Source organism: Methylobacterium nonmethylotrophicum (genome assembly GCF_004745635.1).
Taxonomy (GTDB): Bacteria; Pseudomonadota; Alphaproteobacteria; order Rhizobiales; family Beijerinckiaceae; genus Methylobacterium; species Methylobacterium nonmethylotrophicum.
The window spans coordinates 431,703-455,659 of the sequence record NZ_SRLB01000004.1; the positions used below are offsets into that span (position 1 = coordinate 431,703).

Below are 23,957 nucleotides of genomic sequence, written 5' to 3' on the forward strand. Positions count from 1 at the left end.
GGGGGAGGTGCCGAATGAGGCAATTCCGGAAGCACCCCCTCACCCTCGCGGCGAACCTGCGGTTCGCTGCTCCCTGAGCCCCTTCGGAGCTCAGGCCTCTCCCCGCCCGCGGGGAGAGGAGGATGCACACGGCGCGACGTATGCATCTTCAAACACGGGACAATGAAGAATTCGACGTGCACGGAACAGGAGCGTCGATACGATAACAAGACGACCCCGGCCAACGGGGCAATCCGGAACCATCCACCAACGGGAGGAGACCGTCATGAGCGAGATAACCACCCCATCGGTAACAGCCGCCGCCCCGGCCGGGAGCGGCGGGATCTGGATCTCGGAGCTCGCGCCCAAGGAGAAGCGGGCGCTCGGCGCCTGCGTCGGCGGCTGGGCGCTCGACGCCATGGACGTCCAGCTCTACAGCTTCGTCATCCCGACCCTGATCGCCACCTGGGGCGTCACCCGCGCCGAGGCCGGGGCGCTCGGCACCGCGGCGCTCCTCACCTCCGCCATCGGCGGCTGGCTCGCCGGCTTCCTCGCCGACCGCTGGGGCCGGGTGCGCACCCTGCAGATCGCGATCCTGTGGTTTGCCGGCTTCACCTTCCTGTCGGGCCTCGCACAGAGCTTCGAGCAGCTCTTCGCGGCCCGCGCCCTCATGGGCCTCGGCTTCGGCGGCGAGTGGGCAGCGGGCGCCGTTCTGCTCGGCGAGACCATCCGGCCGGAGCACCGCGGCAAGGCGCTCGGCACCATGCAGTCGGGCTGGGCGATCGGCTGGGGCGCCGCCGCGCTCCTCTACACCCTGTTCTTCTCGCTGATGCCACCCGAGACCGCGTGGCGGGCCCTGTTCTTCGTCGGCATCGCGCCGGCCTTCCTGGTGTTCTTCCTGCGCCGCTACGTCGAGGAGCCGGAGGTCTACAAGGCCTCGCAGGCGCAGATCGCCGCGACCGGCGACAAACCGTCCTTCTTCGAGATCTTCCGGCCGCCGCTGCTGCGCATCACGCTGCTCGGCGCGCTGATGAGCACTGGGGCGCAGGGCGGCTACTTCGCGGTGACGACCTGGCTGCCGACCTTCCTGCGCACCGAGCGCGGCCTGTCGGTGATGAATTCCGGCGGCTACCTCGCGGTGCTGATCGTCGGCTCGTTCTGCGGCTACCTCGCGGGCGCCTACCTCGCCGACCGGATCGGCCGACGCGCCACCTTCCTGGTCTTCGCCATCGGGGCGGGCGTGGTGGTGACGACCTACACGATGGTGCCGTTCGGCGACGCCGCGATGCTAGTGCTCGGCTTCCCCCTCGGCTTCTTCGCCTCGGGCGTGTTCAGCGCCATGGGAGCGTTCTTCACCGAGCAGTTCCCGACCCGGGTGCGCGGCGTCGGCCAGGGCTTCGCCTACAATTTCGGCCGCGCGATCGGCGCCATCTTCCCGACCCTGGTCGGGGTGATCTCGGCCACGATGCCGCTCGGCCAGGCGATCGGCCTGTTCGCGGCGGCGGCCTACGCCACCATGGCCTTCGCGGCGTTCCTCCTGCCCGAGACCAAGGGCAAAGCGCTCACCGCATGACGGAGCCGTTCATGAGCACAGGCTGGATCGGCCTCGGGAAGCTCGGCGCGCCCATGGCCGGCCACTTGGCGCGCCACCTCGCGGCGGCGGGTCACCCGCTCCTCGCCCTCGACCGCGACCCCGCCCGGATCGCCGCGGTGCCGGGGGCGGAGGCTGCCGACCTCGACCGGATCGCGGCCTGCCAGATCGTCATCACCAGCCTGCCCGACGACGCGGCGTTACGCGCCGTCGCCCTCGGGCCGGACGGGCTGATCGCCCGGATGGCGGAAGGCAGCGTTCTGGTCGAGACCAGCACCGTCTCGCCGGAAACGAGCGCGGAGATCCGCGGGGCGGCCGAGGCGCGGGGGGTCCTCTCCCTCGCCGCCCCGGTCTCGGGCTCGACGGCGACGGCGGAGGCCGCCGCCCTCACGCTGTTCTGCTCCGGGCCCGAGGCGGCTTTGGAGCGAGCGCGGCCGCTGCTCGCGACCTTCGCCCGCACCATCCACAATGTCGGGACGGCCGAGGAGGCGCGCTACCTCAAGCTCGCCATCAACCACTTCGTCGGCTCGACGGCGCAGATCGCCGCCGAGGCGCTGACGCTCGCCCGCAAGGGCGGCGTCGCCTGGGAGACGATGCTGGCGGTGCTGGGCTCCTCGGTCGCCGCCTCGCCGCTCGTCGCCTACAAGCTCGACCCCCTGCGCCGGCGCGACTTCACCCCCGCCTTCTCGGTCGCCCAGATGCTCAAGGACATGAGCCTCGCGGTCGCCGCCGGCGAGGCGACCGGCGTCGCGATGCCGGTGGCCGCGCTCGTGCGCGACCTCTACGCCGCGCAAGGCCGCACCGACCTGCGCGACCTCGACTTCTTCGCCGCCCTGCTGGCCGCCGAGCGCAAAGCCGGCCTCGGCGAGCCCGACCGACCGGAGTGAATCGGATGCCCCACTACGCGATCCACGCCCTCGACCATGCCGGTGCCGTCGAGCGGCGCCTCGCCCATTACGAGGCGCACAAGACCTATCTCGGCGGGGACCTGCCGGTGCGCATCCTGGTCTCGGGCCCGCTGCTCGCCGAGGACGGCGAGACGATGATCGGCAGCCTGTTCATCGTCGAGGCCCCCGACCGGGCGGCGGTCGAGGCCTTCCACGCCGCCGACCCGTTCAAGGCGGCGGGGATCTGGGAGCGCGTCGCCGTCACGGCGTTCCGGATGCGCCAGGTCGCGCTGCCGCCGGGGTGAGCGGTCCGGTCGCCGGGTGGCCGGCCACGGCAGGCCGCGCGCCGGCCCCGTCCCGGACCCGGACTTAAGTCTCGGACCAAAATCCGAATGGCTCCGCTGTCGCGGTCCGTTTCGTGCGATGCTAGCAGGCAAGCGCGCGACCGGCAGGTTGCGAGGGGCAGCGAGGGTCCGGCCGACGATGCACCCCCGGGCATCGATCGCGACCGGGAGCACGGGCGCCCGCAGCAAGGGGCGCCTCCTCCGGACCGGATGGACGAGACAAAGGAAGCGGGATCATGAAGACGCGTGCGGCCGTGGCCTGGGAGGCCAAGAAGCCCCTCACGATCGAGACCATCGACATCGAGGGCCCGAAGGCCGGCGAGGTGCTGGTCGAGGTGATGGCCACCGGCATCTGCCACACCGACGCCTACACGCTGTCGGGCCTCGATTCGGAGGGGAAGTTCCCGGCCATCCTCGGCCACGAGGGCGCCGGCATCGTGCGCGAGGTCGGGGCCGGCGTGACCTCGGTCAGGCCCGGCGACCACGTCATCCCGCTCTACACGCCCGAGTGCCGCAACTGTAAGTCCTGCCTGTCGCGGCGCACCAACCTCTGCACGGCGATCCGCGCCACGCAGGGCCAGGGCGTGATGCCGGACGGCACCAGCCGCTTCCGCTGCGAGTCGACCGGCGCGAGCCCGGGGTCGAACACCGTCTTCCACTACATGGGCTGCTCGACCTTCTCGAACTTCACCGTGCTGCCCGAGATCGCGGTGGCGAAGGTGCGCGAGGACGCCCCCTTCGACAAGATCTGCTACATCGGCTGCGGCGTCACCACCGGGATCGGCGCGGTGATCTACACCGCCAAGGTCTGGCCGGGCGCCAACGTGGTGGTGTTCGGCTTAGGCGGCATCGGCCTCAACGTGCTCCAGGGCGCCCGCATGGTCGGGGCCGACAAGATCATCGGCGTCGACATCAACCCCGACAAGCGGGCCATGGCCGAGAAGTTCGGCATGACCCACTTCATCAACCCGAACGAGGTCGGCACCGACAAGGTGGTGCAGGCGATCCTCGACGTCACGGGCGGCGGCGCCGACTTCTCGTTCGACTGCACCGGCAACGTCAACGTGATGCGCCAGGCGCTCGAATGCTGCCACCGCGGCTGGGGCGAGTCGATCATCATCGGCGTGGCCGAGGCCGGGCGCGAGATCGCGACGCGGCCGTTCCAGCTCGTCACCGGCCGGGTCTGGAAGGGCTCGGCCTTCGGCGGCGCCCGCGGCCGGACCGACGTGCCGAAGATCGTCGACTGGTACATGGAGGGCAAGATCAACATCGACGATCTCATCACCCACACCATGCCGCTCGATCAGATCAACCACGGCTTCGACCTCATGCACGAGGGCAAGTCGATCCGGTCCGTCGTCGTCTACTGAGCCGAAACAGGGCAGGGGGGCGTTCGATCCGCCCCCCAACCCCGCGCAACAACCAGGGAGCATCCAGGGTGGAGACCGTCAGCAGAGCGCTGTCCCACGGGGGCGTGCAGGGCGTCTACCGGCACCAGGCCGAGACCACGCGCTGCCCCATGACCTTCGCGGTCTATCTGCCGCCGCAGGCGGCGGACGGCCCGGTGCCGGTGCTGTGGTACCTCTCGGGCCTGACCTGCACCCACGCCAACGTGATGGACAAGGGCGAGTACCGGCGCGCGGCGGCCCGGCACGGCGTCGCCTTCGTGGCGCCCGACACCAGCCCGCGCGGACCCGGCGTGCCGGACGATCCCGACGACTGGAAGTTCGGCTGCGGCGCCGGCTTCTACCTCGACGCCACGCAGGCGCCCTATGCCGAGCACTACCGGATGTGGTCCTACGTCTCCGAGGAGCTGCCCGCCCTCGTGGCGAAAAACTTCCCCGTCGACATGACGCGCCAGGGCATCCTCGGGCACTCGATGGGCGGCCACGGCGCCCTGACGCTCGCCCTGACCTATCCGGAGCGCTACCGCTCCTGCAGCGCCTTCGCGCCCATCGTCCAGCCCTCGACGGCGGGCTGGTCGGCGCCGGCCTTCGCCCGCTACCTCGGCGAGGACCGCGCGGCCTGGCGCGCCCACGACGCGACGGCGCTGATCGAGGACGGTCGCCGCTTCCCCGAATTCCTGGTCGACCAGGGCATGGCGGATTCGTTCCTCGAGGACGGATTGCGCCCGCACCTGCTCGAGGAAGCCTGCGCCAAGGCCGGAATCCCCCTGACCCTCAACCGGCGCGAGGGCTACGACCATTCCTACTTCTTCATCTCGACCTTCATGGACGACCACATCGCCTGGGCGGCCGAGCGGCTGAAGGCGTAAGGCGTCCGGCCTGCATCGCTCTCCGAGGGCCGGCCTGTCCCATCCACGATTCCATCCTGAGGTGCTGCCGCGAGCGGCAGCACCTCAGGACGAGGTTGCATTTGCGATGACATGACGGCTGGGCGACGGTCGCGCCGGGCCGGGAGAGCGCTCAGATCGTCATCTCGCGGCCCGGCGGCGGGCGGACACGGTCGATAGGGGCGCATGACGCCGAGGGGAAGCCGCAGACGATCGCCCTGTCGGGAGCGGGGTCGAGCGCCTGGGCCCCGCGGAAGGTCCCGGAGGCCCCGACCTCGGCGCCATGCGAGGCGGTGCAGCGCGTCCCGTTCTCCGACCAGAGCGAGGAGCCATCGCGCTCGCGCCACCCGGTCGGCGAGGCGCGGGCGGCTCGATCGCCGCCGAGAGAGCAGATCGCGCGCGCCGGGCTGCCGGCCAGGTGGCGATCCGGCAACCAGGGCGGGTGACACGGGCCGCGGGCCTCTCCTTCTTCCGGGCGGCAGCCGCCCGACCGCCTCGGCCCGACCATCCGCGCCGCGACCGCGTCTCCCGACCCCGACGCCGGTCAGGGCAACCCACTGCCCCTCATCGGACAGGCGAGATGCGTGAACACGATGACCGCCCGCGGGGATTGGGGAGCGCCCGCACCGCGTCTGCCTCCGGCGGCCCTCCTCGGCGAGGGAGTCCTAGATCGCGACATCCAGGCGAGACCGGATCCGCATCCGCGGCATCCGCCTCGCACACCGCATAGGCAATTCCCGAGACCGGCGCATCTTTGAGCGCCAGTACCTGGACGAATTTCCGCCTTTCTGCTGCCGTTCAGGGCGTCATGCTGTAGGTTGCGGCAGGGACCTCCGCCCGAGACGGATGCCCGAGGATGCGCGGCCCCAGGGAGAAAACCATGCACGACGTCGCAGGGACGCCGGACGCCCCGCTGCCGCGGGCGGAGAGCACCGCCTGGTGGGCCGCGATGCCCTTCGATCTCTGGGGCGTGGTGCTGGCGGTGATCGTCGCGGGCGTCCTGAAGCTCGCCGGGATCCTGCCCTGACCTGTCCACGTCACCGTCGCACTCTCGCCAAAGCCTCGGACCAGCCTCGCACGCAATCGTTTCGTAAGATTCGGCCGGCACGATCCCTGCCTGGCTTGTTTCGCGAATCAGTCGCGTGCAGGAGGAAGTTCCATGCTGATGGCTTTCGTCGGACGCCTCACCCAGCGTTGGCGGGATCTCATCGCGACGCTCCAGGATCCCTACCGTCCGGAGCTGCACTATATGCGCGGCCCCGGCCCGCGCTGGCGCCAGCGGCACCCGCAGGGCTGACGCGCGCCGGCTATCCCAACTCGCGGGCCCGCTCCGCGACCGGAACGAGACCTGTGACCGCAACGCACGACGCCGCCGGGAAATTCGATGCCTCCCGCGCCGGCGAATACGAGCAGCAGAGCCGCATCGCGCTCGCCGGCTACGATGCCTGCCACGAGCTGGCCGCCTGCATGCTTGCCGCCGCGCTCGGCACGGGCCGCGCGGCGCGGATCCTGGTGGCCGGCGCCGGTGGCGGCGCCCGGGAGGTTGTCACTGCCGCGGCGCTCGAGCCGCATTGGCGCTTCACCGCGGTCGATCCCTCCGGGCCGATGCTGGCCCTCGCGGTCGCCCGGCTCGCCGAGAGCGGCCTCGACGCGCGGACGGAGATCGTGCGCGGCACGGTCTCCGACCTGCCGCCGGACGAGGCCTTCGACGCCGCGACCCTGATCGGGGTGCTCCACCACTTGGCCGGCGACGACGCCAAGCGCGCGATCCTGCAGGACATCGCCCGGCGCCTGAGGCCGGGCGCGCCGCTGATCCTCGCCGGCAACCACCAGGCCTATGCGAGCCAGCCCCTGCTGCTCGCCGCCTGGGGCGAGCGGTGGCGCCAGCAGGGCGCCGGCCCGGAGGAGGTCGAGGCCAAGCGGGCGAAGATCCTGCAGGGAGCGGACCCGCCGCATTCGGAGCAGGCGGTCGCCGACCTGCTCCGCGAGGGCGGCTTCGAGCCGCCCCTGCGCTTCTTCTCCAGCCTGTTCTGGGGCGCCTGGATCGCCCGGCGCAGGCGCTGACCGGTCCGGCCGCGGCGCTCAGCCGGAGACCGGCACCGCCTCGGCCAGCATCGCCGGCCGGTTCGACAGCCGGCTCGCCACCACGAGCCCGATCAGCGCGGAGGCCGCGATGATGAGCCCGGGTGCTGCCGTCCAGCCGGTGGCGCCGATCAGCGCGTTGGCGGCCAGCGGCCCCAGGCCGCTGAGCAGCGTGAAGCCGATATTGAGCGAGAGCGCGACGCCGCTGAAGCGGACCCGGGTCGGAAACAGCCCGGCGAGCAGGTAGGCGAAGCTGCCATTGGCGCCGGCGACCGCCATGGTGAGGAGCGGCAGCACCAGGAAGAGGTTCGCGTCGCCCCGCGCCAGCACCTGGTAGGCGGGGATTACCCCGATCAGGATGACCAGGGCCGAGACCTGCATCAGCCGGCGCGGCGGCACCCGGTCGGCGAAGAAGGAGGCGAAGAGCAGCGAGGCCGACATCGCGAACAGCGCGACGTTCATCGCCAGCGCCACGGTCTTGGGCGGGTACTTGAGGACCTGGATCAGGTAGGCCGGCATGTGGGCGAACAGGATGCCGTTGAAGCCGGCGGTGAGCGCCACGATGCCGATGCCGGCGAGGACCTGGCCGCGATGGTGGCGCAGCACCTCGCCGATCGGGCTGCGGGCGGCGCGGTCCTGCAGGCGCAGGAACTCGGGCGTCTCTTCCAGCGAGCGCCGCAGCACGAAGCTGACGAGCCCGACGACCCCGCCGAACAGGAAGGCGATGCGCCAGCCGTATTCCGCCATCGCGGCGGGGGGCAGGGTGGATTGCAGGGCGAGGTTGACGAGGGCGGCGAGCAGCACCCCGCCATTGACGAGGCAGAAGACGATGCCGCAGGCCAGCCCCGGCCGGCGCGAGGCGGTCTCGACCACGAAGGTGATGGCGCCGGGAAGCTCGCCGCCGATGCACAGGCCCTGCACGAAGCGTAAGGTCACGAGGAGCAGGGTCGCCCACACGCCCCAGGAGGCGTAAGGCGGCACCAGGCCCATGCCCAGCGTGCAGGCCGACATGGAGAAGACCGTGACCACGAACACGGTCTTGCGGCCGTAGCGGTCGCCGAAATGGCTCAGCACCAGGCCGCCGAGCGGCCGCGCGAGGTAGCCCACCGCGAACACCGCCAGCGACAGGGTCAGGGCCGCGACCGGATCGCTCGCCGGGAAGAACGCCGCGGCGATGTCCTTGGCGAAGATCCCGTAGACGATGAAGTCGTAATATTCGAGCCCGCCGCCGAGGCTCGCGAGCAGCGTCATCTGCCATTGGCGGCGGGTGAGATCGCTCCCGCGGCTTGCGTCCGGTGTCATCGTGGTGTCCTCCGGGGCCTTCTTGTCGGTGTGCCCCCGGAGCGCCCCTTAGAACGGTTCGGCCGCCGCCGCCATATCGCGCCGGCTACATCACCGCGCCGATCTGCCAGGGCACGAACTCGGCATCGCCGTAGCCGAAGCCCTCGGACTTGGTGCGCTCGCCCGACGCGACCCGCAGGATGGTCTCGAAGATCTCCCGGCCCTTCTCCTCGATCGAGACGCCGTCGAGCACGTCGCCGCAATCGATGTCCATGTCGTCCTGCATCCGCCGGTACATCTCGCTGTTGGTGGCGAGCTTGATCGACGGGGTCGGCTTGCAGCCATAGGCCGAGCCGCGGCCGGTGGTGAAGCAGAGCACGTTGGCCCCGCCCGCGACCTGGCCGGTCGCCGCCACCGGATCGAAGCCGGGCGTGTCCATGTAGACGAATCCCTTGGCCGTGACCGGCTCGGCGTAGCGGTAGACGCCCTGGAGCGTGGTCGAGCCGCCCTTGGCGGTGGCGCCCAGCGACTTCTCCAGGATGGTGGTGAGGCCGCCGGCCTTGTTGCCCGGCGAGGGGTTGTTGTTCATCTCGCCGCCGTTGCGGGCGGTGTAGGCCTCCCACCAGTGGATCATCTCGACGAGCTTGTGGCCGATCTCCGGGCTCGCCGCCCGCGCGGTCAGCAGGTGCTCGGCGCCGTAGATCTCCGGCGTCTCCGACAGGATCGCGGTGCCGCCCTCGGCCACCAGCCGGTCGACCGCGGCACCGAGCGCCGGGTTGGCGGTGATGCCCGAATAGCCGTCCGAGCCGCCGCATTGCAGGGCGAGCATCAGCTCGGAGGCCGGCACGGTCTCGCGCCTGGCGCGTGACACGGCCGGCAGCATCTCGCGGAGCGCCGCGACGCCGGCCGCGATGGTGCGCCGCGTGCCGCCGGTGTCCTGGATGGTGAAGCTGCGGAAGGTCTCGCTCTCCTCGATGCCGTAGGCGCGCTTCCAGCGGTCGATCTGCAGGCCCTCGCAGCCGAGGCCCACCATGATGACGCCGCCCATGTTCGGGTTGGCGGCGTAGCCCCACAGCGTCCGCTTGAGGATGTCGGCGCCCTCGCCCTGGATGTCGTAGCCGCAGCCGGTGCCGTGGGTGAGGGGGATGATGCCGTCGATGCCCGGAAATTCGTCGAGGAGGCCGGAGCGGCGCGCCTCCTCGGCGATGAAGCGGGCCACCGTGGCCGAGCAGTTCACCGAGGTGAGCACGCCGACGTAGTTGCGGGTGCCGACCCGTCCGTCCGCCCGGCGGTACCCCTCGAAGGTGGCGCGCTGGCCCTCCGGCACCATCGCGACGGGCTTCGCCTCCTCGCAGAAGCGGTAGTCGCGGGCGAAGTCGCCCTTGTCCTCGCCGAGGCCCACATTGTGCTCGTGCACCCACTCGCCCGGGGCGATCGCGCGACTGGCGAAGCCGATGATCTGGCCGAACTTGCGGATCGGTGCGCCCTCGGGAATCGTCACCACCGCGAATTTGTGGCCCCGCGGCACGCGCGCCGAGGCGGTGACGCCCTCGACGGCGGCGCCGGGCACGATCGGGTCCACCGCCACCACGACGTTGTCCTCGTGGCTGAGGCGGACGAAGCGGGGATTGGTGGGGTGGAGGGGGGTCGGGGTGGACATGGGCGGGACCTTCAGAACCTTTGTCGAGGTATAGGGCCGTTCCGGGCGATTTGGAATTTCATCCGACCCGGAACCTCATCCTGAGGTGTGAGCGCAGCGAACCTTGAAGGAGGGCTCCAGAAGGCTCCGCGATCCCTGGAACCCTCCTTCGAGGCTCGTTTCACGCGCACCTCAGGATGAGGTCGCGGGTGAGATGCGCCTTCGATGCGCTCGACCGATCCTCAATGCGCCAGGGCCTCGGCCTTCGCCCGCCCGCCCAGATACGCCGCCCGGATGTCGTCGTTCGCCCACAGGGCCTGCGGCTCGCCGCTGAGCACCAGCTGGCCGGTCTCCAGCACGTAGCCGCGGTCGGCGACCGAGAGGCCCATGCGGGCGTTCTGCTCGACGAGGAGCACGGTGGTGCCGCGCCGGCGCACCTCGGCGATGATCGCGAACACCGCCTGGACGATCACCGGGGCGAGGCCCAGCGACGGCTCGTCGAGGAGCAGGATGCGGGGCTTGGCCATCAGGCCGCGGGCGAGCGCCACCATCTGGAGCTGGCCGCCCGAGAGCGTCCAGCCCAGCGCGTCGCCGAAGCGGCGGATGTCGGGGAAGAGCTCGAACATGCCCTCCGCCTCGTCGCGGATCTGGCGGCTCGTGAGCCCCTTCCGGTTCGAGGCGCCGAGCATGATGTTCTCGCGCACCGTGAGGCCCGGGAAGACCCGGCGCCCCTCGGGCACGTGCGCCACGCCCCGGCGCACGATCTCCTCGGGCTTGAGGCCGAGGAGCGACTGGCCCTCGAACAGGACCTCGCCGCCGGCCGGCTTCACCAGCCCCGAGATGGTCTTGAGCGTCGTCGACTTGCCGGCCCCGTTCGAGCCGAGCAGGGTCACGACCTCGCCGGCCTCGACCGAGAACGAGATGCCGCGCACGGCCTCGATCTCGCCGTAGCGCACGGTCAGGTCGCGGATTTCCAGGAGTGCCATCCGTGTCTCCTGTCTTTCAAGCCGGCGCGAGGTCGGTCTTGAGGCCGACGCTCGGCCCCTCGGTCGATTCCTGGCCGAGATAGGCCTCGATCACGGCGGGCTCGCGCAACACCGTGGCGGTGACCCCGTCGGCGATGCGCCGGCCGAAGTTCAGCACGGTGATGTGGCTCGCCACGTCGCTCACCAGCGTCATGTCGTGGTCGATGATCAGGATGGTCAGGCCCTTGGCGGCCATCCGGCGCAGGAGCACGGTGAGCGCGTTCTTCTCGCTCGAGTTGAGGCCCGCCGCCGGCTCGTCGAGGAGGAGCAGCACGGGGTTGCCGGCGAGCGCCCGGGCGATCTCGACGAGGCGCTGGTGGCCGTAGGAGAAGGACGAGATCGGCTCGTCGGCCCTGGATTCCAGCCCGACGAAGGCCAGCGCCGCCCGCGCCCGTGCCTCCAGCGAGGCGCGGTCATGGGCGACGATGCCGTTGCCCGGCCGCTCGGCGCCGATCACCACGTTCTCCAGCGCGCTCATCGAGCGGAAGAGGCGGATGTTCTGGAACGTCCGCCCGAGGCCGGCCGCGGCGCGCTGATGCGGCGCGAAGCGGGTGATGTCCTGCCCGTTGAGGCGCACCCGCCCGCCCGTCGGGGTGTAGAGGCCCGAGAGCACGTTGAGCGTCGTGGTCTTGCCAGAGCCGTTCGGGCCGATCAGCGCGTGGATGCCGCCGCGGGTGACCGTGAAGCTGACCTCGTCGACCGCCTTCAGGCCGCCGAAGTGCTTCGACAGGCCCTCGACCTCCAGCACAGGAGCGGCCGACGCCGCGTCCTGGGTGAGGGTGAGGTCCTGGGCCCGCGGGGGCGCGGGTCTGCGCGGCCGCAGGCGCTTCACCTGGTCGCCGAGGAAGCCCCAGATGCCCTCCGGCATGAACACCACGATCAGGATGACGGCGAGGCCGTAGATCGCGAGGTAGAGGCCCGGGATCTCCTTCAGGAACCGCAGCCATTCCGGGATCAGGATCAGGAGCCCGGTGCCGATCACCGCGCCGACCGGCGAGCCGACGCCGCCGAGGAGCGCCATGGTGAGGAAGACCACCGACTCGGCGAAGGAGAACTGGTCCGGGCTGATATAGGTGAAGCTGCCGGCAAACAGCCCGCCGCCGAGGCCCGCGAGCAGCGCCCCGATGGCGAAGGCCATCACCTTGGTGCGGTAGATGTCGATGCCGGTGACGCCCGCGGCGAGCTCGTTGTCGCGCACCGCCCGCATGGCGCGGCCGAGCCGGGTCTTGGGCATGCGCCAGACCGCGTAGGCCACCGCCGCCAGCACGAAGACGCAGAGCGCGAGATAGCTCTGGCCGTCGGCGAACAGCCCGGGGCGCTTGATGTTCGGGACGCCGTCCGGGCCGTGGGTGACCGGGATCCAGTTGATCATGATCAGCGTCAGGATCTGCTGGAACGAGATCGTCACCATGGCGAGGTAGTGGCCGCCGAGGCGCAGCGTCGAGGCGCCGAGGACGGCGCCGAGGATCAGCGCCAGGACGAGGCCGATCGGCAGGCAGAGCCAGAAGCTGATGCCGAGATCGACGGTGCCGAGGCCGACCGCGTAGGCGCCGATGCCGAAGAAGGCGGCCTGGGCGAGGTTGATCTGCCCGCAGAGACCCAGCACGACGGTCAGCCCGATGACCGCGATGGCGTAGGTCGCGGCCTGCATCAGGATGTTGAGCACGTAGCCGCTGAACGGCGTCGTGGCGGCGAGGAACACCGCGACTGCCACGAGCGCCGCATAGGCGAGGCTGCCGAGGGGGAAGCGGCGGGCGGCGGGGTGAGCGGACACCGGGTCCGCCGCGACGGGGCGAGGGGAGCCGGTCATGCTTTCTCCGCGATGCGTTCGCCGAAGATGCCCTGCGGGCGCAGGGCCAGGAAGGCGACGAGGACGATGAACGCGAAGGCGTCCTTGTAGGGCACCGACACGTAGGCCGCCCCGAAGGTCTCGATGATGCCGAGAGCGAGCCCGCCGATGATCGCGCCGGTGACGTCCCCGAAGCCGCCGATGATGGTGGCGGCGAACGCTTTCAGCGCGATGGTGGCGCCCATCTGGATCGACACGAACAGCACCGGCGCCACCAGGATGCCGGCGATGCCGCCGAGAACCGCGCTGTACACGAAGGTCAGCATGATCATCCCGGCGACCGGGATGCCGAGGAGGGCCGCCATCTCCTTGTCCTGCGAGGTCGCCTGCAGCTTCTTGCCGATCAGGGTGTGCTCGAAGAACCAGTACTGGAACGCCACCAGGACCGCGGTGACGGCGATGATCAGCAGGTACTGGGTGTCCAGGAAGACCGGGCCGATCAGGAAGCCCTGCGTCTCGAAGACCGGCGGCAGCACCTGCGGCTGCGGCCCGTAGAGCGCGAGCGTGGTGTTGGCGAGGAAGATCGAGGCGCCGATCGTCGAGATGATCACCGGCAGGTAGGTGCGATGGCGCAGCGGATAGTAGACGCCGAGGTTGAACAGCGCGCCGAGCAGGGCCATGCCGCCGATCGCGAGCAGGAACGACAGCCAGTACGGCCATTGCAGGTCGACGGCGAAGACCACCATCAGGAACGCCGCCACCATCGAGAACTCGCCTTGCGCGAAGTTCACCACGTTGGTGGCGCGGAAGATCAGCACGAAGCCGAGCGCGACGAGCGCGTAGACGGCGCCGATGCCGATCCCTGTGAACAGAAGCTGGAGGATGAGGTCCATGCGGGCCCGCCCCGGTCGGATGAAAAGGGTCGCGCCGCCGCGGGGAACGCAGCGGCCGAAACGGCATCGGGACGGCTCATCGCCGTCCCGATCGACTGTCCGAGAGTTCAGGCCTTGTAGAAGTCGATGCGCTTGTCGAAGACGATGTTGCCCTTGTCGTTGCGCACCACGTTGTAGCCGTGCAGGCCGTCGCCGTTCTGGTCGAAGTTGTAGGTGCCTTCCGCACCCTCGTGGCCGCGCACCGCGAGCAGCGCCTCGCGGATCGCCTTCGGGTCGGTCTTGCCGGCGGCGTTGATGGCCTTGGCCAGCACCGTCACGGCGTCGAAGGTCCAGGACGACTGGTTGTCGGGCGGAAGCTTCATCACCGCCCGGTAGGCCTTGCCGAAGTCGCGCGCCACGTTGCTCGACTCCTCGGCGTAGTCGGCGACGCCGTAGGTGCCGTAGAGCGAGGGGCCGGCGAGCTTGAGCGCCGTGACGTTGACGATCGAGGGCGACCCGACCCAGGGCGCCTGCACGCCGAGCTGGCGCAGCTGGCGGGCGAAGATGCCGAGGTCGTTCTCGAAGGTGAAGTACGAGCCGATCACGTCGGCGCCCGACTGGCGGATCGCCAGCACGACGGGCGTGAAGTCCTGGCTCTGGTTGGTGTAGCCCTGGTCGAGCGCCACCGTCGCGCCCGCCTTGCCCAACGCCTCGGTCAGCGCCTTGGCGCCGCTCGTCCCGAAGGCGTCGGTCGAGTGGATGATCGCCCACTTCTTCTTGCCGAGGTTGCTGACGCCGTACTCGGCGATCACCCGGGCCGAGAAGCTGTCGTTCGGCCGGAACCGGAACAGCCAGGGGTTGCCGAGCTGGGTCAGCACCGGGTCGGTGCCGCCGAAGGCCACCGGCTTGCCGGTCTTCAGGATGTCGGGGGCCATGGCGTGGTTCTGGGTCGAGCGGATCGAGCCCAGGAACGCCACGAGATCGGGCTGCGAGGCGAGCTTGGAGAAGGCGAGCACCGCGCCCGGATTGGTGGTCTGGTCGTCCTCGGTGATGAGCTCCATCGGCTTGCCGAGGACGCCGCCGGCCTTGTTGACGGCCTCGAGGGCGATCTTGGCGCCGTTGAGGGCGAAGCGGCCGGCATCCGCCCCGGGCCCGGTCACCGGCAGCACCATGCCGATGCGGATCGTGCCGCCCGCTTGAGCGCTCGCCGGCCGGATGATCGACGGCGCGACGAGGCCGGTGGCCGCGACCGTGGCCGCACTCTTCAGGAAAACGCGGCGCGTCGTCCTCATCAGCCTGTTCCTCCCATGGAGAATGACCGGTGCTCCAAGGGCCCGGCCTTGGCGCGGATGTGACACCGGCAGCGCTGCCATGTCCACCCCCCGGGGTTGAAAAAGCCGGGTCACCCCTGCGCCGGACGCCCTCGACCTCGGGCGCCGCCGCGGCCATTCTCCCGGCCGTCACGATGCGGCCGGTCGCGGCCGCCGGAACGCGGTCGGTCTCGACCGCCAGAACCAAGAAACCGGGAGGATTGCGATGCAGATCTCAGCCAGCGGCCTGACCGCCTATGTGCGGGACATCTTTTCGCGCGAGGGCTGCTCGGACGCGGAGGCCGAGCGGATCGGCCGCTATCTCGTGGCCGCCAACCTGACCGGGCACGACAGCCACGGGGTGATCCGGGTGCCGCGCTACGTCGCCTGGCTCCAGGAGGGCGAGGTCGAGGCCGACCGCACGCCGGAGGTGGTGAGCGACGGCCCGGCCTTCGCGCTGGTCGATGCCCATTACGGCTTCGGCCAGACCGCCGGTCCCTTCGCGACCGAGCTCGGCATCCGCAAGGCGCGCGAGAACGGCGTCGCCATCGTGGCCCTGCGGCATGCCGGGCATCTCGGCCGCATCGGCGAGTGGGCCGAGCAGGCCGCCGCCGCCGGCCTCGTCTCGGTGCATTTCGTCAACGTGGCGGGCAGCCTGCTGGTCGCCCCCTTCGGCTCGGTCGACCGCCGCTTCTCCACCGCCCCCTTCGCGGCGGGCTTTCCGGTTCGGGGAGCCCAGCCGGTGATCCTCGACTTCGCCACCTCGGCGGTGGCCGAGGGCAAGGTGCTGGTCGCCTCGCAGGGCGGCAAGCCGCTGCCGGAGGGCGTGCTGATCGAGCCCGACGGGCGCCTCTCCGCCGACCCCGCGACCCTGTACGGCCCCCTCGACGGCCTCGAGCGCGACAACCGCAACGGCGCCGGCGCGATCCGGGCCTTCGGCGAGCACAAGGGCTCGGGCCTGGCCCTGATGTGCGAATTGCTCGCCGGCGCGCTCACCGGGTCCGGCACCGCGGGGCCGGGGACGCGGCGGTTCTGCAACGGGATGCTGTCGCTCTACATGACCCCGGAGGCCTTCGGCTCCGAGGATGCGATGGTGGCTGAGACCCGCGCCTATCTCGACTTCTTCAAGAGCGCCCGGCCGGTACCCGGCGGCGAGGTGCTGCTGCCGGGCGAGCCGGAGCGGCGCACGCGGGCCAAGCGCCTGGCCGAGGGCGTGCCGCTGCCCGATCCGGTGTGGGAGACGCTGATGGCGGCAGGAAGGCCGCACGGGCTCGATGGGGAAGCGTACCGGACGTAATGCAATGGACCCGGACGGCCTTTATTGGGCCGTCCAATCCTCGATGACGAGACCGGGCACGCGGCTGAACTCACCGACGTTCCCGGTCACGAGCGTGAGGTTGGACGCGAGTGCGTGCGCGGCGATCCAGACATCATTGTTGCCGATCAGTTGACCTTGTCGTCCGAGCGTGGCTCGGAGTTCACCATAGCGGCGGCCGGTCTGCTCCGGCTCGCCGATCTCGATTGGAACGACGGCGACCAGTCGGGCGAGGACTGCGAAAGCGTTGTCTCGATCCACGCTCTTCTCCGCCCCGAAGCACAGCTCTCCGTATGTCACCGCCGACATGACGGCTTCGCCGATACGGTGCCCATTCAGTCGGTCGACGACCGAGCGCGGCCGCCTGCGCCGGAGCGCGATGATGACGTTCGTATCGAGCAGGTAGCGAGGCTTCACAGGCCCTCGCGCTCCTGCGGCGGGCCATCATGCAGATCGGTCAGCATGTCGGCCGGCATGCTGTCGATAATGTCGAGGAGCACGGAGAGATTGGCCGGGCGCTCGCGCAGGACGACCTCGTCGCCACGGCGGAAAATCTCGACCTCGCTGCCGTCGAAGCGAAATTCCCGCGGCAGCCTGACGGCTTGGCTCCCGCCGGACATGAAGAGCTTCGCGATGGTCATGACGACTCCGTATATACACGTTATATATACATCGGTGGCCCGATCGCCACAACGGCGGTCGGCCCATGGAAAACCACGAGACACGGCGCTCCACTCCCCTACAATCCTCCTGTCCGGCGCGAAGACACCGGACGGGAGGAGACGAGTGATGAATCGACGTGACGTCCTCGCGGGCGCCGCCGCGCTCGCGGCCACCACGGTCGCGGCGCGGGCCGACCGGCTGCCCCTCGGCGACCTGCCGGGCACCCGCTACCCCGACCCGCGGGTCGAGGTGCTGGACAAGCGCTTCCGCTACAAGGTCGGCAACGCCGCCATCGAGCGCATCGCCACCGGATTCCGCTGGGCTGAAGGCCCGGTCTACTTCCGCGACGGCGGCTATCTCCTGTGGAGCGACATCCCCAACAACCGGATCATGCGCTGGCTCGAGAACGGCCATGTCAGCGTGTTCCGGGCGAACTCGAACTACTCGAACGGCAACACCCGCGACCGGCAGGGCCGCCTGCTGACCTGCGAGCACGACACCCGGCGGGTGACCCGCACGGAGCCCGACGGCAAGATCACGGTGCTGATCGACAAGTTCGACGGCAAGCCGCTCAACGCCCCCAACGACGTGGTGGTGGCCTCCGACAACGCGATCTGGTTCACCGACCCGGGCTACGGCATCGACGGGTACTACGAAGGCCACAAGGACAAGGCGGAACTCCCGACCCGGGTCTACCGCCTCGATCCGGCGACCGGCCAGGCCAAGGTGGTGGCGGAAGGGATCGACCGGCCGAACGGCCTCGCCTTCTCGCCCGACGAGAAGACCCTCTACGTGGCCGATACCGGCCTCACCCATGGCGGGCGCTCGAACATCCGCGCCTTCACGGTGGAGGGCGACCGGCTCACCGGCGACCGGGTCTTCGCGGAGAACTTCGCGCCGGGCTTCACCGACGGCCTGCGCACCGATGTCGACGGCAACGTCTGGTGCTCGATGGGCTGGGCCGACCCGAAGGAGGACGGGGTGCGCTGCTACGCGCCGTCCGGCGACCTCATCGGCAAGATCCACCTGCCGGAGACCTGCGCCAACCTCTGCTTCGGCGGGCCGAAGAGGAACCGGCTGTTCATGACGGCCAGTACGTCGGTCTACGCGGTGTATGTCGAGACGCAGGGGGCGCTGGTGCCGTAAGCAGACGGCATCGGCCCCCGCGCAAGAACCCTCCCCCCTCTGCGGGGGAGGGTGGTCCCTGCGTGCGCAGGGGCCGGGAGAGGGGAACCACGTTTCCGGAAAGGTCGCGACCGTGGTGACAGGCGCCACCTGGATCAGCGTCGCGCTGCCCCTCTCCCGCCCCACTCCGTGGGGCACCCTCCCCCGCAGAGGGGGGAGGGTTGAGGGCGGAGCCTTCCGAAGTATATCTCGGATCTTTCGCCTAAAAGTTCACCCGGTCCCCGCCCTTCAGCGCCAGGATCTCGCGCGCATCGTCGGGCGTCGCCACGTCCAGCCCCAGCCCCTCGATGATCTGGCGCGCCTTCAGGACCTGCTGGGCATTGGACTCGGCCATCTGGCCGGGGCCGATCCACAGCGAATCCTCCAGCCCCACCCGGACGTTGCCGCCGAGCGCGATCGCCTGGGCGGCGATGGTCATCTGGTTGCGGCCCGCGCCCAGCACCGACCAGCGGTAATCGGCGCCGAACAGCCGGTCGGCGGTGCGCTTCATGTGCTGCACGTCCTCCGGATGCTGCCCGATGCCGCCGAGGATGCCGAACACGCTCTGGACGAAGAACGGCGGCTTGATCACGCCGCGGTCGGCGAAGTGGGCCAGGGTGTAGAGATGGCCGATATCGTAGCACTCGACCTCGAACCGGGTGCCGTTCTCGGCGCAGGTGGTGAGAATATGCTCGATGTCCGCGAAGGTGTTCTTGAAGATCCGGTCGCGCGAGCCCTCGAGATAGGGCTGCTCCCAGTCGTGCTGGAAGCTCTTGAAGCGCTCCAGCATCGGGTAGAGGCCGAAATTCATCGACCCCATGTTGAGCGAGGCGACCTCCGGCTTGAAGTGGGCTGCCGGCCCGAGCCGCTCGTCGATGCCCATGGTCGGGGCGCCGCCGGTGGTGAGGTTCACCACGCAGTTCGAGCGCTGCTTGATCACCTTCAGGAATGGCTCGAAGGCTTCAGGCGACTGGTCGGGCTTGCCGGTCTTCGGGTCGCGGGCGTGCAGGTGGACGATCGCCGCACCGGCCTCCGCCGCGCCGATCGCGGCCTCGGCGATCTGGTCGGGGGTCACCGGCAGGTGCGGCGACATCGAGGGCGTGTGGATCGCGCCGGTGACGGCGCAGGTGATGACGACTTTTCTCTTGGCCATGAGGCTCTCCTTTTAGGACTGGGCGCGCTTGTGCGCCATGAGGGCGGCGAGGCGCGCGTCGCGGCGGCGGCTGCGCTCCGCCGGCGGGGCGGGATCGGGGCCGCCGTCCCAGGCGCCGACGATGCGGGCGGTGCTCTCCGGCGACCAGACGGAAGCGGGGGCCGGGTCGGCGGCGAGCCGGCCGTAGAAGCCGCCGTAGCGGGCGGCGTAATCGGCCACGCCCCCGGGCGCGTTGAGGTCGATCGTGGCGAAGGGCCCGAGGAAGGACCAGCGCAGGCCGAGACCCTCGGCCACGGTCTTGTCGAGGTCCGCCGGGCTCACCACCCCCTCGGCGACGAGGCGGAAGGCCTCCGAGAGCAAGGCGCCCTGGAGGCGGTTGAGCACGAACCCCTCGACCTCGCGGTTCACCGTCACCGGCGCCTGGCCGGCGGCCTCGTAGAGGGCGCGGGCGCGCTCCACCACGGCCGGATCGGTCCAGGGCGCGCCGCACAGCTCCACCACCGGCACGAGGTGGGGCGGGTTGACCGGGTGGCCGACGAGGCAGCGGCCCCGCCCCGCGAGGTGTTCGGTGAACAGCGAGGCGACGATGGCCGAGGTCGAGGAGGCGAGGATCGTCGAGGGATCGCACAGGGCGTCGAGCTCGGCGAAGAGCGCGCGCTTGGCCTCCACCGTCTCGGGCCCGTTCTCCTGCACGAGGTCGGCGCCCGCGACCGCCTCCGCCAGGCTGGGGCAGGTCCGGATCCGGGCGAGCGCCGCCGGGACGTCCGTGACCAGGCCGTGGCTCTCAAGCTGGCGCAGGGCTTCTTCGACGTGCCCGGGGGCGGCGTCGAGCGCCGCTTGGTGGATGTCGGTGAGGCGGACCGCGAACCCGGCCCGGGCGAAGACCACGGCCCAGGACCGGCCGATCAGCCCGGCCCCGACGACGGCGACGGTTGGCATCGGCGACGAATCTCCCTCGGAACGGATCATGATCAGGAACTCACAGCCACAGGACTTGGCGGCGTAGGCCGAGGTCGTCGCGCAGGGCCTGCGAGGGCCCGTCATGCATCACCCGGCCGCGCTCCAGCGCCACGGTGCGGTCGGAGAGGGCGAGCGCGAGGTCGAGGTTGTGGTCGACGATGACGATCGAGACCTCGCGGCGCAAGGCGTCGAAGGTCTCGAACAGGCTCTCGACCACCGCCGGGGCCAGGCCCTCGAACGGCTCGTCGAGGAGCAGCACCCGTACGTCGCCGGACAGCGCCCGGGCCACCGCCACCATCTGCTGCTCGCCGCCCGAGAGGTAGTCGGCCGGGGTGTGCCAGCGCTCGCGCAGGCGCGGGAAGTAGGAGAGCACCCGCTCCTCGTCCCAGTGCACGCCGTTGCCGGTGCGGCGCTTCAGCCGGCCGAGCTCCAGGTTCTCGGCGACGCTCATGCCGGCGAAGAGGCCGCGCCCCTGCGGCACGTAGCCGATGCCCGCCCGGGCGATCGCCGCGGCCGAGCGGCCGTCGAGGCTGTCCGTCCCGAGGCGGAGATGGCCGGCGGCGTGGGGCGCGAGCCCCGTGATGGTCTTGAGGCAGGTCGACTTGCCGGCGCCGTTGCGGCCGAGCAGGGCCACGATCTCGTGGGCGTGGACCGCGAAGGTGACGCCGGTGAGGATGTGGCTCTTGCCGTAGAAGGTGTCGACGCCCTCCAGCGACAGCACCACCTGCGGCTCGGCGGCGCTCGGGCGGGGACGCGCCGCCATCGCGGCGGTGCCGGAGCCGATATAGACCTCCTGCACCCGCGGCGAGGTGCGGGCATCCTCCACCGTGCCGTCGACCAGCACCGTGCCCTCGTTCATCACCGTCACGGCATCGGCGATCTGGAAGACGCGGTCGATGTCGTGCTCGACCATCAGCACCGGCACCTCGGTCGAGACGCGCTTGATGATGTCGCCGATGCGGGTGCGCTCGGCGGCGGCGAGGCCCGCCAGCGGCTCGTCGAGGAGCAGCACCCGGGGCTTCGTCGCGAGCGCCACCCCCATGTCGAGCAGGCGCTGGCCGCCATAGGAGAGCGACCCGGCCTCCGCCCGTTCGAGCCCGGCCAGGCCGAGCCAGCGCAGGATCTCGGCGGTCTCGGCCGCGGTCGCCTGGTCGGCGCGGGCGTCGCGCCAGGGATGGAACCGGCCGGGGCGGCGGCCCTGCACGGCGAGCCGCACGTTGTCCTCGACGGTGAGCGCCGGGAAGAGGTTGGTGATCTGGAACGAGCGGCCGATGCCTGCGGCGCAGATCCGCTCCGGCGCGAGGCCGGCGATCGAGGTCTCGGCCAGCGTCACGGTGCCGGCATCGGGCCGGAACATCCCGGAGATCAGGTTGAAGGCGGTGGTCTTGCCGGCGCCGTTGGGGCCGATCAGGGCGTGGAGCGTCCGGTCGCGCACCGCGATGGTGACGCCGTCGACCGCCTTCAGGCCGCCGAAGCGCTTGGCGATGCCCCGCGCCGCCAGGATCACCCCGTCGATCACGCCGTCCGGCCGCAGGAAGGGCGGCAGGTTCTCCGGCACGCCGGCCCTGCGGCCCGCCATGGCGGCGTCCTCGGTCGCGGCCGGCCGCACCATCCGGTAGAGACGGCGCCCGATGCCGACGAGCCCGTCGGGCGAGAACAGGATGAAGCCGACGAACAGGAGGCCGAACCAGAACAGCCAGTTGGCGGTCCAGATCGACAGCATCTCGCGAAACAGGATGAAGAACAGGGCCCCGATCGCCGGCCCGGCGAGGCTGCGCATCCCGCCGATCACCACCATCGCCAGAAGCTCGCCCGAGAAGGCGGAGCCCAGCGGCTCGGCCGAGGCGAAGCGGTGGGTGAAGACGCTCAGGACCCCGGCGAGGCCCGTGACGGTGGCCGAGACCGTGAAGGCGACGAGCTTGTAGCGGTTGGTCGGGTAGCCGAGGAAGCGCGCCCGCTGCTCGTTCTCGCGGATCGCCTCCAGCACGGTGCCCAGGGCCGAGCGGCGGAAGCGGGCGAGCGTATAGGCCACCGCGACGCCGACGAGCGCCACGATCCCGTACCAGGTCCAGGCCGCGTCGAGGTCGAGCCCGAGGATCGTGGGGCGCTCGACGCCGCCATAGCCGCTCTCGCCGCCGGTGAGCGCGGTCCAGCGATAGGCCACCGTGAAGGACAGGGCCGAGAGGGCGAGCGTCAGCAGCGAGAAGTAGACGCCCCGCCGGCGCAGGATGAGGAGCCCGAGGACGAGCGCCGCGACGGACACGACGGCGAGGGCGAACAGGGCCGGCGGCAGCAAGGTGCCGGGAAAGATCTGGCGCTGGGCGATCGCCGCCGCGTAGGCGCCGAGGCCGAAGAAAGCGCCGTGGCCGAACGAGACGAGGCCGGTCTGCCCGACCAGGATGTTGAGCCCGAGGCAGGCCACCGCGAACACCACCACGTCGGTGGCCGAGGTGAGGGTGAGGCCGAGGGCCTGGAGGCAGAACGGCAGCGCCGCGAGGGCGACGGCCAGGAGCGGCAGGGTGAGGCGTTCGCTGCGATCGGTCATGGTCGTCACTCGAACCGCAGGATGCGCTCGCCGAGAAGGCCGCGGGGCCGCACGAGCAGGATGACCGCCATCAGGGCGTAGATCGCGGCCTCGGCGAAGCCCGGATAGACCAGCACCATCAGGCCGCGGACGACGCCGACGATCAGGGCGGCCAGCACCACGCCCCAGAACGAGCCGAGGCCCCCGATCACCACCACCACGAAGGCGCCGGTGAGCACCTCCGCACCCATGGCCGGGTGCACGCCGGAGATCGGGGCCAGCATCACCCCGGCGAGCGCCGCGAGGCCGACGCTCAAGCCCACCACGGTCGCCATGTAGGGCTTGAGCGAGATGCCGAGCGCCGCGACCATGTCGGGGTTCTGGACGCCGGCCCGGACCACCCGCCCGAAGGTGGTGCGCTGGAGCAGGAACCAGACGCAGGCCACCGCCACGACCACCGCCGCCAGGATGGTGAGCCGGTAGCGCGACAGCACGAAGTCGCCGACGAAGATCTGCCCGCGCAGGGCCTGCGGGATCGCGTAGGGCAGGGGCGGCGCCCCGAAGATCATCCGCAGGGCCTGCTCGGCCACCATGGCAAGGCCGAAGGTGAGGAGGAGCGAGAGGATCGGGTCGGCGCGGTAGAAGCGGCGGAAGAGGAAGCGCTCGGCCGCGAGGCCGATCACCGCGACGACGACCGGCGCGACGACGAGCGAGCCGCCGAAGCCGAGAGCCGGCGAGAGCACGATCGTCAGGTAGGCACCGATCGCGTAGAACGCGCCGTGGGCCAGGTTGACGATCCCGCCCAAGCTGAAGATCAGCGACAGGCCGAGCGCGATGAGCAGGTAGATCGCGCCCAGGAACAGGCCGTTGACGACCTGCTCGACGGCGAGGGTGAAGAGGAGCACGAGGTCGGTTCCTGTCGAAGGTCTTTGGATTCATCGACGCGCTACCGCGCGGTCCAGGATGAAGCGCGGGATCCCCTCTCCAGGCGATGCCGGGCTTGCCCGGTATCGCTGCAAGGTGTGGGAGAGGGGTAGGGGTGAGGGTGACACGCTTCAGCAAGGTGCCTGAACCGTCCCGCTGCCA

22 protein-coding genes are annotated in these 23,957 nt (G+C 70.7%); 10 read left to right on the forward strand and 12 right to left on the reverse strand.

What is annotated here, in order from left to right:
- The first annotated feature begins 265 nt into the window (after window positions 1–265).
- From EU555_RS06890 to EU555_RS06915, 8 genes are all read left to right on the forward strand, one after another.
- The gene (locus EU555_RS06890) at window positions 266–1,552 is read left to right on the forward strand and encodes an MFS transporter (protein WP_135413917.1); all 1,287 of its coding nucleotides are present in this window, start codon (window positions 266–268) and stop codon (window positions 1,550–1,552) included.
- Between the two features lie 11 nt (window positions 1,553–1,563).
- Window positions 1,564–2,457 (forward strand): NAD(P)-dependent oxidoreductase, encoded by an 894-nt coding sequence (locus EU555_RS06895; RefSeq protein ID WP_135413918.1) that lies wholly within the window; start codon window positions 1,564–1,566, stop codon window positions 2,455–2,457.
- 5 nt (window positions 2,458–2,462) lie between these two features.
- The gene (locus tag EU555_RS06900) at window positions 2,463–2,762 is read left to right on the forward strand and encodes a YciI family protein (RefSeq protein ID WP_135413919.1); all 300 of its coding nucleotides are present in this window, start codon (window positions 2,463–2,465) and stop codon (window positions 2,760–2,762) included.
- 275 nt (window positions 2,763–3,037) lie between these two features.
- Window positions 3,038–4,171: an S-(hydroxymethyl)glutathione dehydrogenase/class III alcohol dehydrogenase gene (locus EU555_RS06905; RefSeq protein WP_135413920.1), complete on the forward strand. Its 1,134-nt coding sequence runs from the start codon at window positions 3,038–3,040 to the stop codon at window positions 4,169–4,171.
- Between the two features lie 68 nt (window positions 4,172–4,239).
- Complete coding sequence (gene fghA / locus EU555_RS06910) at window positions 4,240–5,076, forward strand: S-formylglutathione hydrolase (protein ID WP_135413921.1); 837 nt, start codon at window positions 4,240–4,242, stop codon at window positions 5,074–5,076.
- Window positions 5,077–5,974: 898 nt separating this feature from the next.
- On the forward strand, window positions 5,975–6,121 hold the full coding sequence (locus EU555_RS36055) for a hypothetical protein (RefSeq protein ID WP_167858467.1): 147 nt from the start codon (window positions 5,975–5,977) through the stop codon (window positions 6,119–6,121).
- A 132-nt stretch (window positions 6,122–6,253) separates the two neighbouring features.
- Window positions 6,254–6,391, forward strand: a complete 138-nt coding sequence (locus EU555_RS36060; protein ID WP_167858468.1) for a hypothetical protein — start codon at window positions 6,254–6,256, stop codon at window positions 6,389–6,391.
- Window positions 6,392–6,444: 53 nt separating this feature from the next.
- Window positions 6,445–7,158 (forward strand): class I SAM-dependent methyltransferase, encoded by a 714-nt coding sequence (locus tag EU555_RS06915; RefSeq protein ID WP_135413922.1) that lies wholly within the window; start codon window positions 6,445–6,447, stop codon window positions 7,156–7,158.
- An 18-nt stretch (window positions 7,159–7,176) separates the two neighbouring features.
- Here the strand turns inward: EU555_RS06915 and EU555_RS06920 are convergent, their stop codons facing one another.
- From EU555_RS06920 to EU555_RS06945, 6 genes are all read right to left on the reverse strand, one after another.
- Window positions 7,177–8,478: an MFS transporter gene (locus tag EU555_RS06920; RefSeq protein ID WP_135413923.1), complete on the reverse strand. Its 1,302-nt coding sequence runs from the start codon at window positions 8,476–8,478 to the stop codon at window positions 7,177–7,179.
- 85 nt (window positions 8,479–8,563) lie between these two features.
- Window positions 8,564–10,117 (reverse strand): UxaA family hydrolase, encoded by a 1,554-nt coding sequence (locus EU555_RS06925; protein ID WP_135413924.1) that lies wholly within the window; start codon window positions 10,115–10,117, stop codon window positions 8,564–8,566.
- A gap of 221 nt (window positions 10,118–10,338) precedes the next feature.
- Window positions 10,339–11,082 (reverse strand): ABC transporter ATP-binding protein, encoded by a 744-nt coding sequence (locus tag EU555_RS06930; protein ID WP_093568303.1) that lies wholly within the window; start codon window positions 11,080–11,082, stop codon window positions 10,339–10,341.
- Window positions 11,083–11,098: 16 nt separating this feature from the next.
- Window positions 11,099–12,931, reverse strand: a complete 1,833-nt coding sequence (locus EU555_RS06935; RefSeq protein WP_135413925.1) for a branched-chain amino acid ABC transporter ATP-binding protein/permease — start codon at window positions 12,929–12,931, stop codon at window positions 11,099–11,101.
- Window positions 12,928–13,803, reverse strand: a complete 876-nt coding sequence (locus tag EU555_RS06940) for a branched-chain amino acid ABC transporter permease (RefSeq protein WP_135413926.1) — start codon at window positions 13,801–13,803, stop codon at window positions 12,928–12,930. The genes EU555_RS06935 and EU555_RS06940 overlap by 4 nt, the downstream gene beginning before the upstream one ends.
- 107 nt (window positions 13,804–13,910) lie before the next feature.
- Window positions 13,911–15,074, reverse strand: coding sequence for an ABC transporter substrate-binding protein (locus tag EU555_RS06945; protein ID WP_135413927.1), 1,164 nt, complete (start codon window positions 15,072–15,074; stop codon window positions 13,911–13,913).
- A 244-nt stretch (window positions 15,075–15,318) separates the two neighbouring features.
- Here EU555_RS06945 and EU555_RS06950 point away from each other — a divergent pair, with 244 nt between their 5' ends.
- Window positions 15,319–16,389, forward strand: a complete 1,071-nt coding sequence (locus tag EU555_RS06950) for a malate/lactate/ureidoglycolate dehydrogenase (protein WP_135413928.1) — start codon at window positions 15,319–15,321, stop codon at window positions 16,387–16,389.
- Between the two features lie 21 nt (window positions 16,390–16,410).
- Here EU555_RS06950 and EU555_RS06955 read toward each other — a convergent pair whose 3' ends face one another.
- Both EU555_RS06955 and EU555_RS06960 read right to left on the reverse strand, forming a co-directional pair.
- Window positions 16,411–16,824, reverse strand: coding sequence for a type II toxin-antitoxin system VapC family toxin (locus tag EU555_RS06955; RefSeq protein ID WP_135413929.1), 414 nt, complete (start codon window positions 16,822–16,824; stop codon window positions 16,411–16,413).
- The gene (locus EU555_RS06960; RefSeq protein WP_135413930.1) at window positions 16,821–17,048 is read right to left on the reverse strand and encodes an antitoxin; all 228 of its coding nucleotides are present in this window, start codon (window positions 17,046–17,048) and stop codon (window positions 16,821–16,823) included. The genes EU555_RS06955 and EU555_RS06960 overlap by 4 nt, the downstream gene beginning before the upstream one ends.
- A 148-nt stretch (window positions 17,049–17,196) precedes the next feature.
- Here EU555_RS06960 and EU555_RS06965 point away from each other — a divergent pair, with 148 nt between their 5' ends.
- Window positions 17,197–18,216 carry an SMP-30/gluconolactonase/LRE family protein gene (locus EU555_RS06965; protein ID WP_135413931.1) on the forward strand — a complete coding sequence of 340 codons (1,020 nt, stop codon included), beginning with the start codon at window positions 17,197–17,199 and terminating at the stop codon, window positions 18,214–18,216.
- A gap of 241 nt (window positions 18,217–18,457) precedes the next feature.
- On the opposite strand, the gene kce is transcribed toward EU555_RS06965, so the two are convergent.
- From kce to EU555_RS06990, 4 genes are read right to left on the reverse strand one after another with little or no spacing between them, the layout of a single operon-like run.
- The gene (gene kce, locus EU555_RS06975; protein ID WP_135413932.1) at window positions 18,458–19,387 is read right to left on the reverse strand and encodes a 3,5-dioxohexanoate:acetyl-CoA acetone transferase; all 930 of its coding nucleotides are present in this window, start codon (window positions 19,385–19,387) and stop codon (window positions 18,458–18,460) included.
- A 12-nt stretch (window positions 19,388–19,399) separates the two neighbouring features.
- Complete coding sequence (locus EU555_RS06980) at window positions 19,400–20,326, reverse strand: 3-hydroxyacyl-CoA dehydrogenase (RefSeq protein ID WP_135413933.1); 927 nt, start codon at window positions 20,324–20,326, stop codon at window positions 19,400–19,402.
- Window positions 20,327–20,366: 40 nt separating this feature from the next.
- Window positions 20,367–22,892 carry a branched-chain amino acid ABC transporter ATP-binding protein/permease gene (locus tag EU555_RS06985; RefSeq protein WP_135413934.1) on the reverse strand — a complete coding sequence of 842 codons (2,526 nt, stop codon included), beginning with the start codon at window positions 22,890–22,892 and terminating at the stop codon, window positions 20,367–20,369.
- A 5-nt stretch (window positions 22,893–22,897) separates the two neighbouring features.
- Entirely contained in the window at window positions 22,898–23,776 is an 879-nt protein-coding gene (locus EU555_RS06990) for a branched-chain amino acid ABC transporter permease (RefSeq protein WP_135413935.1), read from the reverse strand.
- Window positions 23,777–23,957: the final 181 nt, after the last annotated feature.